At 60.0% G+C, this 15,558-nt stretch carries 13 protein-coding genes; 3 read left to right on the forward strand and 10 right to left on the reverse strand.

Annotated elements, in window-relative coordinates:
• Positions 1–8: 8 nt before the first annotated feature.
• Complete coding sequence (gene uvrB, locus ABR39_RS11430; protein ID WP_047347034.1) at positions 9–2,024, reverse strand: excinuclease ABC subunit UvrB; 2,016 nt, start codon at positions 2,022–2,024, stop codon at positions 9–11.
• A 752-nt stretch (positions 2,025–2,776) separates the two neighbouring features.
• Here uvrB and ABR39_RS11435 point away from each other — a divergent pair.
• Positions 2,777–3,499, forward strand: a complete 723-nt coding sequence (locus ABR39_RS11435; protein WP_047347035.1) for an ABC transporter ATP-binding protein — start codon at positions 2,777–2,779, stop codon at positions 3,497–3,499.
• Here the strand turns inward: ABR39_RS11435 and bioD are convergent.
• From bioD to bioB, 4 genes are read right to left on the reverse strand one after another with little or no spacing between them, the layout of a single operon-like run.
• Positions 3,462–4,163: a dethiobiotin synthase gene (gene bioD / locus ABR39_RS11440; protein WP_047347383.1), complete on the reverse strand. Its 702-nt coding sequence runs from the start codon at positions 4,161–4,163 to the stop codon at positions 3,462–3,464. The two genes, ABR39_RS11435 and bioD, sit on opposite strands and share 38 nt — an antisense overlap.
• Positions 4,156–4,911 carry a malonyl-ACP O-methyltransferase BioC gene (gene bioC, locus ABR39_RS11445; RefSeq protein WP_047347036.1) on the reverse strand — a complete coding sequence of 252 codons (756 nt, stop codon included), beginning with the start codon at positions 4,909–4,911 and terminating at the stop codon, positions 4,156–4,158. Before bioC ends, bioD begins: the two co-directional genes overlap by 8 nt.
• The gene (gene bioF, locus ABR39_RS11450) at positions 4,895–6,052 is read right to left on the reverse strand and encodes an 8-amino-7-oxononanoate synthase (RefSeq protein WP_047347037.1); all 1,158 of its coding nucleotides are present in this window, start codon (positions 6,050–6,052) and stop codon (positions 4,895–4,897) included. The genes bioC and bioF overlap by 17 nt, the downstream gene beginning before the upstream one ends.
• Complete coding sequence (gene bioB, locus ABR39_RS11455; RefSeq protein ID WP_047347038.1) at positions 6,049–7,089, reverse strand: biotin synthase BioB; 1,041 nt, start codon at positions 7,087–7,089, stop codon at positions 6,049–6,051. Before bioB ends, bioF begins: the two co-directional genes overlap by 4 nt.
• 86 nt (positions 7,090–7,175) lie before the next feature.
• On the opposite strand from bioB, the gene bioA reads away from it, so the two are divergent.
• On the forward strand, positions 7,176–8,465 hold the full coding sequence (gene bioA, locus ABR39_RS11460; RefSeq protein ID WP_430748975.1) for an adenosylmethionine--8-amino-7-oxononanoate transaminase: 1,290 nt from the start codon (positions 7,176–7,178) through the stop codon (positions 8,463–8,465).
• Positions 8,466–8,513: 48 nt separating this feature from the next.
• Positions 8,514–8,990, forward strand: coding sequence for a kinase inhibitor (locus tag ABR39_RS11465; RefSeq protein WP_047347040.1), 477 nt, complete (start codon positions 8,514–8,516; stop codon positions 8,988–8,990).
• Positions 8,991–9,094: 104 nt separating this feature from the next.
• Here the strand turns inward: ABR39_RS11465 and hutH are convergent, their stop codons facing one another.
• The 5 genes from hutH to hutI form a co-directional block, all read right to left on the reverse strand.
• Entirely contained in the window at positions 9,095–10,615 is a 1,521-nt protein-coding gene (hutH, locus tag ABR39_RS11470; protein WP_047347041.1) for a histidine ammonia-lyase, read from the reverse strand.
• Positions 10,615–12,300, reverse strand: coding sequence for a urocanate hydratase (gene hutU / locus ABR39_RS11475; RefSeq protein WP_047347042.1), 1,686 nt, complete (start codon positions 12,298–12,300; stop codon positions 10,615–10,617). The genes hutH and hutU overlap by 1 nt, the downstream gene beginning before the upstream one ends.
• Positions 12,301–12,426: 126 nt before the next feature.
• Entirely contained in the window at positions 12,427–13,161 is a 735-nt protein-coding gene (locus ABR39_RS11480; protein WP_047347043.1) for a histidine utilization repressor, read from the reverse strand.
• A 19-nt stretch (positions 13,162–13,180) separates the two neighbouring features.
• Entirely contained in the window at positions 13,181–14,119 is a 939-nt protein-coding gene (gene hutG, locus ABR39_RS11485) for a formimidoylglutamase (protein WP_047347044.1), read from the reverse strand.
• The gene (hutI, locus tag ABR39_RS11490; RefSeq protein WP_047347045.1) at positions 14,116–15,339 is read right to left on the reverse strand and encodes an imidazolonepropionase; all 1,224 of its coding nucleotides are present in this window, start codon (positions 15,337–15,339) and stop codon (positions 14,116–14,118) included. The genes hutG and hutI overlap by 4 nt, the downstream gene beginning before the upstream one ends.
• Between the last annotated feature and the right edge of the window lie 219 nt (positions 15,340–15,558).

Below are 15,558 nucleotides of genomic sequence, written 5' to 3' on the forward strand. Positions count from 1 at the left end.
CGCTTTAACTAGGATGCGGCAATGAAAAGATCCCGCAGCTGATGAAGCTGGTCGCGGATCTGCGCCGCCTCTTCGAACTCCAGGTTCTGCGCGTGCTGCATCATCTGCCCTTCCAGCTCGTGGATCTTCTGCTGAAGCGCTTTCGGCGTCAGCACGACGGTATCTTCTTCCACCACTGAACGCGCCTTGCCGCGGCCTTTCGCTTTGGTTTTGGCAATGTTCTGACCCAGCGCCAGAATATCGACCACCTTCTTGTTTAGCCCCTGCGGGGTAATGCCGTGCTCTTCGTTGTAGCGCTGCTGTTTCTCGCGACGGCGCTCCGTTTCGCCAATCGCTTTCGCCATCGACGGGGTGATTTTGTCACCGTACAGAATCGCTTTCCCGTTGACGTTACGCGCGGCGCGGCCAATGGTCTGGATCAGAGAGCGTTCAGAACGCAGGAAGCCCTCTTTATCCGCATCCAGGATCGCCACCAGCGAGACTTCCGGCATATCCAGACCTTCTCGCAGCAGGTTGATCCCCACCAGCACGTCAAACTCGCCCAGACGCAGGTCGCGGATAATCTCCATTCGCTCCACGGTATCGATATCCGAGTGCAGATAACGCACCTTCTCGCCGTGCTCTTCGAGGTACTCGGTCAGGTCTTCCGCCATGCGCTTGGTGAGCGTGGTCACCAGCACGCGCTCGTTGATGGCGGAACGGGCACGGATCTCGGAGAGCAGATCGTCCACCTGCGTCGCCACGGGACGCACTTCGATGATTGGGTCCAGCAGCCCGGTCGGACGCACCACCTGGTCAACCACGTCCTCGCCGGATTTCTCCAGCTCGTAGTTGCCCGGCGTTGCCGACACGTAGATGGTCTGCGGAGCCAGCGCCTCGAATTCTTCAAACTTCATCGGGCGGTTATCGAGCGCCGACGGCAGGCGGAAGCCGTACTCCACCAGCGTCTCTTTACGCGCGCGGTCACCGCGATACATCCCGCCAATCTGCGGAATAGTGACGTGGGATTCGTCGATCACCAGCAAACCGTCTGCCGGAAGATAGTCAAACAGCGTCGGCGGTGGCTCGCCCGGCCCGCGCCCGGAGAGGAAACGGGAGTAGTTTTCGATGCCGGAGCAGTAGCCCAGCTCGTTCATCATCTCCAGATCAAACTGGGTACGCTGGCTCAGGCGCTGCTCTTCCAGCAGCTTGTTGTTCGCCAGCAGCACCTTACGGCGGTCTGCCAGCTCCACTTTAATCTCTTCCATCGCCTGCACGATACGCTCGCGCGGCGTCACGTAGTGCGTTTTCGGGTAGATGGTGAAGCGCTGAATCACCGACTCAATGTGTCCCGTCAGCGGGTCGAACAGAGAGAGGCGCTCAACCTCTTCGTCAAACAGCTCAACGCGCAGCGCCATATCGTCCGATTCCGCCGGGAAGATGTCGATCACTTCACCGCGCACGCGGAACGTCCCGCGCTGGAAAGCCTGGTCGTTACGGGTGTACTGCAGCTCCGCCAGACGGCGCAAAATCGCCCGCTGATCGATGATCATCCCCTGCGTCAGGTGCAGCATCATCTTCAGATACAGATCCGGGTCGCCCAGACCGTAGATAGCGGAAACCGACGCCACGACGACCACATCGCGACGCTCAAGCAGCGCCTTCGTGGCTGAAAGACGCATCTGCTCAATGTGCTCGTTTACCGAAGCATCTTTCTCAATGAAAGTGTCAGAGCTCGGGACATAGGCTTCGGGCTGGTAGTAATCGTAGTAGGAGACGAAATACTCCACCGCGTTGTCCGGGAAGAACTCTTTCATCTCGCCGTAAAGCTGTGCGGCCAGGGTTTTATTGGGCGCCAGCACCATCGTGGGGCGCTGCAGGTCAGCGATCACGTTGGCAATGGTAAACGTTTTGCCGGAGCCGGTTACCCCCAGCAGCGTCTGGTGTGCCAGCCCATCTTCCAGCCCTTCTTCCAGACGGCGGATGGCCTCGGGCTGATCCCCCGAAGGACGGAAAGCAGAATTCAATTTGAACGGTTTACTCATGGGCGACAACCTGATGACGTTATAAGCGGCAGGTGAGTAATTTTACTCGTTGTGGCCAGGAATGCCAGTAAAAAACACTGGATGAAAAACCAGTAGCATGTCACGATATTTAGAGTAGCGCCTGCATGATTAGCGCGATAGCGGCCAAAATTTCGACTGTGACAACATAAAACACCAGTCAGGTCAGGTTATCCCCAGAACTTTTTCTTTTTTAACATTTGTCAAGCCAGGTAATGATAGTTTTATGGCAACGGGTGACACTTTCATGACGGGAATTGCTTTTATCTAACCAGTTAAATAATAAACGATATTTTCTAAAGCCGCGTTTCGCGCCAATTTGGGCGAAAGCCGCGTCGCCTCTCGCTTATCGCGTGTTTTCTAACTCTAATGCACATGGTTATCCACAGGAATAGTGGATAACTGCTTCCAGCCCATACAGACTGGCGCTCGGCAAATTCCCGGATTTTCCCACGAACCGGCAGGAAAAAATTTTTATAGCTATTTTTTGATGATTAACAGTTGAGTCATTCATAACCAACCGACGAGATCTTGCTCACATTTTCATCATTTCTGACCCTGCACCACAACTCACCACCGCTGGCACCGTTGATGTGCAATCCCTCTGGTTTTACACCGCTCTCCTGTGACTTATTCCTAAAAAAGTCGCTTTTTTAGTCACTTTACGCTTTCTGGCAGGGGTTTTGCACAATCCAGAACGTGCCTCACCTACACACATTTTTAAGGAGAGAAAGATGTTGAGTCTGCGTGCAGTGAACCAGTTTTACGGAAGCCAACATACGCTATGGAACGTGGATTTAGATTTTCCGCAAGGGATGTGTACAGGCGTCGTTGGCCTGCCGGGAATGGGGAAAACCACCCTCATGAATTGCATCGCCGGGAAAGTGCCCGTCGAAAGCGGTACCATCATCTGGCATGAAGCAGGCGCGCCGCCGCGTGATTTGCTAAGCCAGGTGCCAGAACAGCGTTCAGGGCCGGGGATAGGCTATGTCCCGCAGGACAGGCGGATCTTCTCCCAGCTGACGATTGAGGAGAATTTGCATATCGCCATGCGGGCGATGGGCAAGCCCGACCCGGAAGCGAAAAATGAGGTGTATGACCTGTTCCCGGAACTCTACGCGCTGCGTCAAACCCGGGGCAATACCCTTTCGCCAGACGACCAGTACCAGCTGGCCCTGGCCAATGCGCTGGTAAACCGTCCGCGGATGCTGATTCTGGACGAGCCCCTGCACGGCGCAGGCCACGGTTTCGCGCATAAGCTGGGGCAGCTGCTGGTGCGCTTAAACCGAGAGCTCGGGATGACGGTGCTGCTGGCTGAACAGCAACTGTCGTTTATTCGCCGGGTCGCGGATCGTTTTTGCATGCTTTATCGCGGGCGTAACGTGGCCCATGGCCACGTTAACGAACTGGACGATGAGCTTATTGCCCACTGGATGTCGCTGGAAGCAAGGCGCTGAGGTCAAGATAGCGCCCGGTTTCGGCACGTTCGGCATCGTCCGCAAGCCACGGGATCTCCCCGAGGAATGGGGCAGGAAGAACCCGCTTGAGCGTTGCAAGGTACTCCTGATGCCGCTTGCCGGGGGCAACCACGTCGTTGGCTATCCAGCCCGCCAGGCGCAGTCCTGCCTGCGAAACGGCCTGCGCGGTCAACATGGCATGGTTGATACAGCCGAGCTTCACCCCTACGACCAGAATGACCGGGAGCTGCTCGCGCTGCACCCAGTCAGCAAACGTCTGGTCCTGCGAGAGCGGCGTAAACCAGCCGCCTGCGCCCTCCACCAGCACCCAGTCCGCCTGGCGTTCCAGTGCCCGTAATCCGGCCGAGAGCACGGCGAAATCAATCGGACGACCTTCGTCGGCGCTGATGATGTGCGGCGACGTCGGCTCGGCAAAGGTATACGGATTCACCGCTGAATAGGCGAGCTCAAGCGTGCTGTTCCGCTGGAGCGCCAGCGCGTCGGTGTTGCGTAACCCTTCCGCCGTCATCTCGCTGCCGGAAGCAACCGGCTTATACCCGGCGGTGTTTTTCCCAAGCTTTCGCGCCGCCTGCAGCAGCGCGGTGCTGGCAACCGTTTTACCCACTTCCGTATCCGTTCCGGTGACAAAATAGCGTTCAGTCACGTTCGATAACCCCATGAAAAAGTTGATAAGAGAGCGGGAAATGTCCCCGCGCCTGCGGCCAGGCCAGCTCCAGACGCTGCAGTTGACCCCGGGTGAGCGGTTTTTTCTCGCGTCCGGTATGCAGATGCGTGGCGCCAATGCCCTTCAGCGAGCGCATGGCGCTGAGCGCGTCGCTGAAATTGAGGGTGATGGTCTGCACCGCGCTGCGATAGCGCCGGCCTGCCAGCGCCTGCGTGACCCGCTCGTGTGATAAAAACCGGTTGGCGTGCGGCTGGCGATCTACCGCCCTCCAGGCCTGATTCAGCTCCGGTAACGAGCTTTCCAGAAGCGTGGTAAACGCCACGCTCCCGCCCGGGCGCGCCACCCGGTAAAGCTCGCTTAAGGCCTGCGGCAGGCTGCCACACCATTGCACGGCGAGATGGCTCCAGACCAAATCGAATTGCGCATCCGCCAGCGGAATCGCTTCGATATCACCGACCAGATAGCGGTGCGCAGCCTGCTGCTGACGTGCCTCCGCAAGCATGTCGGATGACAGATCAAGAGCCGTAACCAGGCTTCCCGCTTCGCGCCAGTAGCGGCTATTCCCGCCGGGGCCGCACCCGGCGTCAAGCACCTGGGTAAAACGCGTCTCGCCAAGCAACGCCAGCAGCCCCTCTGCGCTCTGGCGCTGAAGCTCATCGTGTTGTGAATAGCTGCGCGCGGCACGGCCAAACGCCGCCGCAATGGCCTGCTTATTGACGGGCGACATTCAGCGCCTCCAGAAGAGCATCAATATCCTCTGCTTCGTGCGCCGCCGTGAGCGTCACGCGCAGGCGGGCGGTACCCGGCGGCACGGTGGGCGGACGAATGGCCGTCACCCACATCCCCCGCTCGCGCAGTGCTTGCGCCAGCGCGAGCGCCAGGCTGTTTTCGCCGACGATCGCCGGCTGGATCGCGCTCTGCGAATCGGTGCTCCGGAAGGGAAGCTGTGCCAGGCCCTGACGAAAACGCTGGATATGTTCCGCCAGACGCACCCGGCGTTCATCGCCTTCTGCGCTGCGGATCACCGCCAGGGACGCTGACAGCGCCACGGCCTGCGCGGGCGGCATGCTGGTGCTGTAGATCAGATGCCGGGCAAACTGCAGCAGATAATCGGCGACGGGTTCGCTGCACAGCACGGCGGCCCCGCTCACGCCAAAGCCTTTGCCGAAGGTGACAATCAGCAGCTCCGGCTTCACGTTTTGCAGATGCGCGCTGCCGCGCCCTTCGTCGCCCATCACGCCAGTGCCGTGGGCATCATCAACCAGCAGCCAGGCGTTTTGCCGCTTTGCGGCGTCGTGCAGCGCGGCAAGCGGCGCGCTGTCGCCATCCATGCTGAACACCCCTTCCGTGACCACCAGCTGCTGCCCGTCACAAGGTTTATCCAGCAACGCAGCGAGTTGCCCCGTATCGTTATGGGCGAAGCGGCGCAGCTGAGCCGGGCTTAAATTTGCCGCCTCCAGCAGGGAGGCGTGGCTTAAGCGGTCGGCGACAATGCGGTCGTCCTTGCCCATCAGGGCTGCAATGACCGCCTGATTGGCCGCAAAACCCGAGATAAACAGCAGCGCGCGCGGGTAGCCCAGCCAGTCGGCAAGCGCCTCCTCCAGCGCCCGGTGCGCCGTGGTGTATCCGCTGACGTGCGCGGAGCCGCCGCTGCCCACGCCGTACCGCTCCGCGCCCTGCTGCCAGGCGCGGATAATGGCCGAATGCTGGCTCAGCCCGAGATAATCGTTGCTTGAGAAGTTACAAAACTGCCGGTTGTCACGGGTAAGAAAACGGCCTGCGCCGTTTTCGACTACCCTGCGTACGCGAAACGCCTCTGCCGCCCGCCGCTCGTCGAGCGCGGAATGGATACGAGCCTCCCAGGTCATACGGCTGCCGCGTTGTAGAACTGGTCGGTATCGGCGTTGAAAATCTGCTGCTCCAGCTGCTGCTGTTGCTCGTTATCGCCGGTCAGCACCCCTGTCTGATGCGGGTTCAGCCCCAGCTTGCGGAACAGCTGCACGTCTTTGTCCTCTTCCGGGTTCGGCGTGGTCAGCAGCTTGCAGCCGTAGAAGATGGAGTTGGCCCCGGCCATAAAGCACATCGCCTGGGTCTGCTCGCTCATCTGTTCACGGCCCGCAGAGAGGCGAACGTACGAGGTCGGCATCATGATGCGCGCCACCGCGATGGTGCGGATAAAATCAAACGCATCCACGTCGTCGTTATCCGCCAGCGGCGTGCCTTTGACCTTCACCAGCATGTTGATCGGCACGCTTTCCGGCGGGGTCGGCAGGTTCGCCAGCTGCAGCAGCAGACCGGCGCGGTCTTTCACCGTTTCACCTAAGCCCACGATGCCGCCCGAGCACACCTTGATCCCCGCGTCACGCACTTTATCAAGCGTGTCCAGACGCTCCTGATAGGTACGGGTGGTGATGATGTTGCCGTAAAACTCCGGCGAGGTGTCGAGGTTGTGGTTGTAGTAGTCCAGCCCGGCCGCCGAGAGGCGCTGCGCCTGCTCGTCGTTCAGCGTGCCGAGCGTCATACAGGCTTCAAGGCCCATCTCTTTCACGCCCTTCACCATCTGCTCCAGATACGGCATGTCGCGATCGTGTGGGTTCTTCCACGCCGCCCCCATGCAGAAGCGGGTCGAGCCGGCGTTTTTCGCCTTACGCGCGGAGTCGAGCACCTGCTCAACCTCCATCAGCCGTTCGGATTCCAGGCCGGTTTTATAGCGCGCGCTCTGCGGGCAATATTTGCAGTCTTCCGGGCAGGCGCCGGTCTTGATCGACAGCAGCGTGCTGACCTGAACGTGGCGAGGATCGAAGTGCTGACGGTGCACCTGTTGGGCTTCGAACATCAGCTCAAGGAAGGGTTTGTTGAATAATTCAGTAACTTGCGACATCGTCCAGCGTGCGTGGTGAGCCATTGGGCTTCTCCAAAGGGTTTTGTTAATTTTCGGTTCGGTTTATACTCGTAAACCTAAAACTTTTCAAAATGGTTTACAAGTCGATTATGACCCAGGACGATCTCGCCTTCGACAAGCAGCATATCTGGCACCCTTACACCTCCACCACCCGCCCCCTGCCCGTCTATCCGGTGGCTTCGGCCCACGGCTGCGAGCTACACCTCTCCAGCGGCGAGCAGCTGGTTGACGGGATGTCCTCCTGGTGGGCGGCCATTCACGGGTACAACCATCCACGCCTGAATGCGGCGATGAAAGCGCAGATTGACCAGATGTCGCACGTGATGTTTGGCGGAATCACCCATCAGCCAGCCGTGGATTTGTGCCGCCGGCTGGTGGCGATGACGCCTGACTCGCTGGAGTGCGTTTTCCTGGCCGATTCCGGCTCCGTGGCGGTGGAAGTGGCGATGAAAATGGCGCTGCAGTACTGGCATGCCAGAGGGGAGTCCCGTCAGCGGTTCCTCACCTTCCGCAATGGCTATCACGGAGATACCTTCGGGGCGATGTCGGTCTGCGATCCGGATAACTCCATGCACAGCCTGTGGAAAGGCTATCTGCCGGAAAACCTGTTTGCCCCGGCGCCGCAGAGCCGCTTCGACGGCGAGTGGAACGAGATGGACATGGTTGGCTTCGCGCGGCTGATGGCGGCGCATCGTCACGAGATTGCTGCCGTCATTCTTGAACCTATCGTGCAGGGCGCAGGCGGAATGCGGATGTACCACCCGGAATGGCTGAAGCGTATTCGCAAGATGTGCGATCGCGAGGGCATTCTGCTGATTGCCGATGAGATCGCGACCGGTTTTGGCCGCACCGGCAAGCTCTTTGCTTGCGAACATGCGGGTATCTCCCCGGACATTCTGTGCCTGGGCAAAGCGCTCACCGGCGGCACCATGACGCTCTCCGCCACGCTGACGACCCGTCACGTCGCCGATACCATCAGCGACGGCGAAGCGGGCTGCTTCATGCATGGCCCAACGTTTATGGGCAACCCGCTGGCCTGCGCGGTCGCGAGCGAAAGCCTTGCGATTCTGGAGAGCGGCGAGTGGCAAACGCAGGTTGCAGCGATTGAAGCGCAGCTGAAAGAAGAGCTGAGCGCCGCCTCGGGCGCGAGTTTCGTAGCGGACGTCCGCGTGCTGGGCGCCATCGGGGTGATTGAAACCACCCATCCGGTGAATATGGCGGCGCTGCAACGCTTCTTCGTGGACCAGGGCGTGTGGGTACGGCCCTTCGGCAAGCTCATCTACCTGATGCCGCCGTATATCATTACGCCCGTTCAGCTGCGCAAGCTCACCGCCGCCGTCGTCGAAGCCGTTAACAACCCCGCGCATTTCACGATTTAACCCTATGCGTTACACTTCCTGTACGAGTGATTAGCGAGGGTAAACCGTATGAAAATCATCAGTAAAGATCTGCGCGACGGCGAAAAACTGCCGGAACGCCACGTATTCAACGGCATGGGGTATCAGGGAGACAATATCTCACCGCACCTGGCGTGGGACGATGTACCGGCCGGCACCAAAAGCTTTGTTGTCACCTGTTACGATCCGGATGCGCCTACCGGCTCCGGCTGGTGGCACTGGATAGTGGCGAACCTGCCCGCCGATACGCGCGTCCTGCCGCAGGGTTCCGGGTCTGACCTGGTTGCCCTGCCTGAAGGCGCCATTCAGACGCGCACCGATTTTGGTAAAGCGGGCTACGGCGGCGCGGCGCCGCCAAAAGGCGAAACCCACCGCTATATCTTCACGGTGCACGCGCTGGATGTGGACAAGATTGAGGTAGACGAAGGCGCGAGCGGCGCAATGGTAGGGTTTAACGTGCATTTCCATACGCTCGGGAGCGCATCGATAACGGCGATGTATTCGTAATAGTGCGGGCTGATGCCCTCACCCCGGCCCTCTCCCACAGGGAGAGGGAGAAAACCTAACCATTCCCTCTCCCTGTGGGAGAGGGTTAGGGTGAGGGCAAAAAATCACAGCACCGGCGGCAACAGCCCCACCAGACGCCCCTCTTCCAGAAGCTGCATCGCCTTATCAATATCCGGCGCAAAGAAGCGGTCATCATCGTAATGCGATACGTGCTCGCGCAACGTCTGACGCGCCTGCTCGAGCAGCGGGCTGGATTTCAGTCCTTCACGCAGATCGATACCCTGACACGCCGCCAGCCATTCTACCGCCAGCACGCCACGGGTGTTGGAGGCCATCTCCCAGAGGCGACGCCCGGCGGCAGGCGCCATAGAGACATGATCTTCCTGGTTGGCAGAGGTCGGCAGGCTGTCCACGCTGTGCGGGTGCGACAGGGCTTTGTTCTCGCTTGCCAGCGCCGCCGCGGTCACCTGGGCAATCATAAAGCCCGAGTTGACCCCGCCGTTACGCACCAGGAACGGTGGCAGCTGGGACATATGTTTATCCATCATCAGCGCAATGCGGCGCTCGGACAACGCGCCGACTTCGGCAATCGCCAGCGCGATATTATCCGCCGCCATTGCCACCGGCTCGGCGTGGAAGTTACCGCCGGAGACCACCTCGTTTTCCTGCGCGAACACCAGCGGGTTATCGGATACCGCGTTGGCTTCCACCAGCAGCACCTCCGCCGCCTGGCGCAGCTGCGTCAGGCACGCGCCCATCACCTGCGGCTGGCAGCGCAGTGAATACGGATCCTGCACCTTGTCACAGTTGTGGTGTGAATCCGCGATTTCACTGCTGTCGGTAAGCACGTGACGGTACATGCTGGCCGCATCAATCTGCCCGCGCTGGCCGCGCACGTCGTGGATGCGGGCATCGAACGGTCGACGTGAGCCCAGCACGGCTTCGGTGGTCAGCGCACCGCACACCACCGCCGAGGCAAACAGGTCTTCAGCTTCAAACAGGCCGCGCAGCGCGAAGGCGGTCGACGCCTGCGTGCCGTTAAGCAGCGCCAGCCCCTCTTTCGCCGCCAGCGTGATCGGGGTTAATCCCGCTTTTTTCAGCGCCTCTTTCGCGGGGAGCCACTCGCCCTGCCAGCGCGCTTTGCCTTCACCCAGCAACAGCAGCGACATGTGCGCCAGCGGCGCGAGATCCCCGGAAGCGCCAACGGAACCTTTCGCCGGGATCCACGGATAGACTTCCGCATTCACCAGCGCCATCAGCGCCTGGATCACGCTCAGGCGAATGCCGGAGAAGCCGCGCGCCAGGCTGTTGATTTTGAGCACCATCATCAGACGGACAATCTCATCGTCCAGCGGCTGGCCGACGCCCGCCGCGTGTGACAGCACCAGCGAGCGCTGTAAGTTTTCCAGATCGTGTGTCGCGATGCGGGTCTGCGCCAGCAGCCCAAAGCCGGTGTTAATGCCGTAGGCGGTGCGCCCTTCGGCAACAATCGCCTCCACGCAGGCCACGCTGTCGTTAATGGCCGCGTGCGCGCTGTCATCCAGCGAGAGCGTAACCGGTTTGCGCCAGACGCTACGCAGCTGTTTGAGCGTCAGCGAGCCGGGAGTGAGTGTTAATGCGTTCATTATTGCTTTCCTTGTGTGGCAGGGATCATCGGCAGGTTCAGCCCCTGCTCTTTGGCACAGTCAATCGCAATGTCATAACCCGCATCCGCGTGACGCATCACGCCGGTTGCCGGGTCGTTGTGCAATACGCGGGCGATACGCGCGGCGGCTTCATCGGTTCCGTCACAAACAATGACCATCCCGGAATGCTGGGAGAAGCCCATTCCTACGCCGCCACCGTGGTGCAGCGATACCCAGGTCGCGCCGCTGGCGGTATTCAACAGGGCGTTCAGCAGCGGCCAGTCGGAGACCGCATCGGAGCCGTCGCGCATGGCTTCCGTTTCGCGGTTCGGGCTGGCGACGGAGCCGGAGTCCAGATGGTCGCGGCCGATAACAATCGGCGCGGAGACTTCGCCGCTGCGTACCATTTCGTTAAAGGCCAGGCCCAGCTTTTGCCGCCATTCCAGCCCTACCCAGCAGATACGCGCCGGTAAGCCCTGGAAGTTAATGCGCTCGCGGGCCATGTCCAGCCAGTGGTGAAGGTGCTCGTCATCCGCGACGATCTCCTTCACTTTGGCATCGGTTTTGTAGATATCTTCCGGATCGCCGGACAGGGCAACCCAGCGGAAAGGACCGATGCCGCGGCAGAACAGCGGGCGGATATAGGCCGGGACGAATCCCGGGAAATCGAACGCGTTATTCACGCCCATCTCTTTCGCCATCTGGCGGATGTTGTTGCCGTAATCAAAGGTCGGAATGCCCATCTGGCTAAAGGCCAGCATGGCGGAGACGTGTTCTGCCATCGAACGCTTAGCGGCAAGTACCGTGCCTTCCGGGTCGGTTTCCGCTTTCTGCTGATAGGCTTCCCACGTCCAGCCTTTTGGCAGGTAGCCGTGCAGAGGATCGTGCGCGCTGGTCTGGTCGGTCACGAGATCCGGACGCACGCCGCGGGCGACGAGTTCAGGAAGAATGTCCGCCGCGTTGCCGCACAGAGCAATCGAGACCGCTTTGCCTTCGGCGGTGTATTTTTTGATGCGTGCCAGCGCATCGTCCAGGCTGGTTGCCTGTTCATCGACGTAACGGGTACGCAGACGGAAATCAATGCGGCTCTGCTGGCACTCAATGTTCAGCGAGCACGCACCGGCAAGCGTGGCGGCCAGCGGCTGCGCGCCGCCCATGCCGCCGAGACCGGCGGTCAATACCCAGCGGCCTTTCAGCGAGCCGTTATAGTGCTGGCGACCGGCTTCCACGAAGGTTTCGTAGGTGCCCTGCACAATCCCCTGGCTGCCGATGTAAATCCAGCTCCCGGCGGTCATCTGGCCATACATCGCCAGCCCTTTGGCGTCGAGTTCGTTGAAATGTTCCCAGGTGGCCCAGTGCGGCACGAGGTTAGAGTTGGCGATCAGCACGCGCGGCGCGTTCTTGTGCGTTTTAAACACGCCCACCGGTTTGCCGGACTGCACCAGCAGGGTCTCGTCGTGTTCGAGTTCGGTCAGGGATTTTACAATTGCGTCATAGCATTCCCAGTTGCGCGCGGCGCGGCCTATGCCGCCGTAGACCACCAGCTCGTGGGGGTTTTCCGCCACCTCAGGATCAAGGTTGTTCATCAACATGCGCAGCGGGGCTTCGGTGAGCCAGCTTTTGGCGGTAAGTGTGGTGCCGCGCGCGGCGCGGACATCCTGCTGGCGGTATTTACCTGACGACATTGTGTGCTCCTCATACGGGACAGTGATGCATTTAGATATACTTGTATAGACAAGCACACACAAGGTCGCATTTAACAAAAAAGATACAATTTTGTTATATTGCGTTAGCTATCACGCTTTTAAAACTTATGACATAAAGTGGCCCTGCAGCCGGTACCGGTTACCGGGGAAAAGCAGCCGGGCATGCGACACGATGTGCGACGAGGACCAGGTGCGACGGCGGATCAGCAGGCACGGATCGTGTTCTTTAATGCGCAGCCGTTCACACTCCTGCGGCGTGGCGCGCACGGCTTCCACAATGTGCTCCCCTTCCGTCAACGGTGCGACAAGCGAAAGATACGCGTGCGGCGTGGTTTGGGTGTAATCCTGGTCCAGATAGTCCGGTATCCGCTCAGCGTTAACGCAGCGATCTTCAATCTGTACCGGAATGTCGTTTTCGAAATGCACCATCACGGAGTGGAAGATGCGGCTTCCCTCCTTGACGTTAAGCTCTGTAGCCTGCTCTGCGCTGGCCTGAGTTTCCTCAAGCACCAGCACCTCACAGCGGTGCTGATGGTTACGCGCGGCAATCTCGTCCGCAATGCTGCGGATTTCAAACAGGGCGGATTGCCCTTTCGGCTCCGCCACAAACGTCCCGACGCCCTGCAGACGCACCAGAAGACCTTCGTCGGTCAGTTCGCGCAGCGCCCGGTTGACGGTCATCCGGCTAAAGCCAAACTGCGCCACCAGGTCGGCCTCCGACGGAATGCGATCGTGCGGCCGCCAGACGCCGGTGGCGATTTTTTCGCTTATCGCCTGCTTCACCTTCTCGTAGAAAGGCGCGGGAGGACTCGACTGCGGCAGCGGTGAGCGTGAAAACATCATGACTCCTTAAACGGTGTTATGCCCACCAGTGAGCAATTTGCCAGGCCAGACGGGCGGCGAGCTTTGCGCCCTGTCCGTCCCGATCGTACTGCGGGTTAAACTCTACCAGATCGGCGGCCTGTAGCTTACCGCTTCGACAGATATGTTCGATGATGGGCAGGAGATCCAGGGCCGGTATGCCTAACGCTGCCGGTGCCGAAACGGCGGGCATTTCGCTGGCGGGCAGAACGTCCAGATCGATTGTCAGGTAGATGCGATCGGCCTGCGCCAGCACCTTTTCCAGGGAAGATAACGCATCGCGCCTGAAATGGAGATCTTCCACCAGCGTGACGTTCAGGCGTTCAGCCTCATCCCACAATGCCTGCGTGTTCGCCGCCCGGCTCACGCCAAGGCAGGCGTACTGAAATTCCCGCCCGCGCTCATCGCAGTAATGCGCCAGCTGGCGAAACGGGGTGCCGGACGTCGCCCGGTCAGCCTTGCGCAGGTCAAGATGGGCGTCAAGGTTGATCACCACCACGCGCTCGTCAGGGAAAGCATCCAGAATGCCGCGGCCGTGCGCCCAGGCGGTTTCGTGCCCGCCGCCAAAGACCAGCGTGCGCATGCCGGACTGCTGGCAGGCCGTGACGGCATCGCTTAACGCCTGCTGTGCCGCTTCCAGCTCCTCGCCTTCAACGTACACCGAGCCCATATCCGCCAGCCGATCGTGTCCCTGATGGCTGGCCATATTCGCCAGCGCTTTTCGCAGCATATCCGGCGCCTGTACGGCGCCGGGCCTGCCCTGATTGCGCTTGACCCCTTCATCACACTCAAAGCCTATCAGCGCAATGCCGGATGGCAGAGGAGCAAACTGCGCCTGCTGTCGTATCGTCTGAAAAATACGCTTTGCGCTGCTGGCCTCGGCGCTGTCGTCGCGCCCCTGCCAGACCGTTTCGGCGACGGGCCGCCATAGCTTCATACTGCCTCCCCACGGAAAATACGTTGATACAGCGGATTGCGTCCCGGCTCGTAGACCATCTCTACCGGATGGTGTGCATCCCAGACGATGAAATCAGCGACAAACCCTGCCCGCAGCTGCCCGTGGGTTGCGCCACGGCCCAGCGCCTGCGCGGCATGGCGCGTGACGCCAGCCCAGGCCTCTTCAGGCGTGAGGCCAAACTGTACGCAGGCCATGTTCATCGCCAGGTGCAGGCTCGCAAACGGGCTGGTGCCCGGGTTATAGTCGGTGGCGACGGCCATCGGCACGCCCTGTTTTCTGAGCTGTTCCACCGGCGGACGCTGGCGCTCCTGAAGAAAATAGAACGCGCCGGGTAGCAGAACCGCCACCGTCCCGCTTTGCGCCATCGCCTGAACACCTGCGTCATCAAGATATTCGATATGATCGGCCGACAGCCCGTGATATCGGCTGACCAGCGCCGCACCGCCCAGATTTGAAAGCTGCTCTACATGGCCTTTCACCGGAATGCCGAGCGCAGTTGCCGCCTGGAAGAGGCGCTCGGTTTGCGACGGCGTAAAGCCGACGTTTTCACAAAACACGTCCACCGCTTCAAACAGCTCTTTTTGCCACAGCGCGGGCATGATCTGCTCGCAGACCAGCGCGAGGTACGCATCCGGATCCTGTCGGTATTCCGCCGGAACCGCGTGCGCGGCCAGCAGCGTTGGGCTGATATCGATCGGGTTATTGAGGCTTAGCTGGCGTGCAACCTGCAGCATCTTCTCTTCGGCGTCGGCGTTTAGCCCGTATCCGGACTTGATCTCAACCGTGGTGACGCCTTCATTCATTAGTCGCTGAAGCCGCTGCTGCGCCAGCTTAAGCAGGGTTTCGGGAGCGCTGCTGCGCGTCGCCGTCACGGTAGCGTTAATCCCGCCCCCCTGCGCGCTGATGGTTTGATAGGAGACGCCGTTCAGACGCTGCTCCCACTCCGCCGCGCGATCGCCGCCAAATACCAAGTGGGTATGGCAGTCAATCAGGCCCGGCGTCACCAGACGCCCCTGAAGATCGACGCAGTGACGGTGCCCGCCAGGAATATCAGATTCAGGAATCACGGCAACAATGGTGTGGCCGCGCACGACCAGGGCGTGTTGCTCTTTTAGTCCATAAGGCGCACGGACATCCGGAGCCATTGTCGCCAGTCGCGCGTTTCGCCATATTACATCGTCGGGATGAAGCTGCTGCATGGGGCATTCCACTTGTCATGGGTTGTATAGACATTTATTTTCATCTGCTGTCTGCTGTCAACCGACTTTGTGGAAATTGTTATTTATTTGTGATCACTTACCTGCCGCTCCAGGGCTAAAAATGCAACTTTTACCCTTTTTATCTTCCCGTTTCGCTCAACTTAGTATAAAAAAGCAGGCTATTTCGTCTATCCCGTTTAAGACTTGCATACCCAGGAG

Origin of the sequence: Enterobacter genomosp. O, from assembly GCF_001022965.1 — a bacterium.
In the GTDB taxonomy this organism is placed as follows: Bacteria; Pseudomonadota; Gammaproteobacteria; order Enterobacterales; family Enterobacteriaceae; genus Enterobacter; species Enterobacter cloacae_L.

Excerpts from the sequence above, each read along its gene's own strand:
- hutH (WP_047347041.1), bottom strand. The coding sequence starts at position 10,615 with ATGAACGCATTAACACTCACTCCCGGCTCGCTGACGCTCAAACAGCTG.
- bioB (WP_047347038.1), bottom strand. The coding sequence starts at position 7,089 with ATGGCTCACCACGCACGCTGGACGATGTCGCAAGTTACTGAATTATTC.
- hutU (WP_047347042.1), bottom strand. The coding sequence starts at position 12,300 with ATGTCGTCAGGTAAATACCGCCAGCAGGATGTCCGCGCCGCGCGCGGC.
- hutG (WP_047347044.1), bottom strand. The coding sequence starts at position 14,119 with ATGAAGCTATGGCGGCCCGTCGCCGAAACGGTCTGGCAGGGGCGCGAC.
- bioC (WP_047347036.1), bottom strand. The coding sequence starts at position 4,911 with ATGTCGCCCGTCAATAAGCAGGCCATTGCGGCGGCGTTTGGCCGTGCC.
- hutI (WP_047347045.1), bottom strand. The coding sequence starts at position 15,339 with ATGCAGCAGCTTCATCCCGACGATGTAATATGGCGAAACGCGCGACTG.
- ABR39_RS11465 (WP_047347040.1), top strand. The coding sequence starts at position 8,514 with ATGAAAATCATCAGTAAAGATCTGCGCGACGGCGAAAAACTGCCGGAA.
- bioA (WP_430748975.1), top strand. The coding sequence starts at position 7,176 with ATGACCCAGGACGATCTCGCCTTCGACAAGCAGCATATCTGGCACCCT.
- ABR39_RS11435 (WP_047347035.1), top strand. The coding sequence starts at position 2,777 with ATGTTGAGTCTGCGTGCAGTGAACCAGTTTTACGGAAGCCAACATACG.
- uvrB (WP_047347034.1), bottom strand. The coding sequence starts at position 2,024 with ATGAGTAAACCGTTCAAATTGAATTCTGCTTTCCGTCCTTCGGGGGAT.
- ABR39_RS11480 (WP_047347043.1), bottom strand. The coding sequence starts at position 13,161 with ATGTTTTCACGCTCACCGCTGCCGCAGTCGAGTCCTCCCGCGCCTTTC.
- bioF (WP_047347037.1), bottom strand. The coding sequence starts at position 6,052 with ATGACCTGGGAGGCTCGTATCCATTCCGCGCTCGACGAGCGGCGGGCG.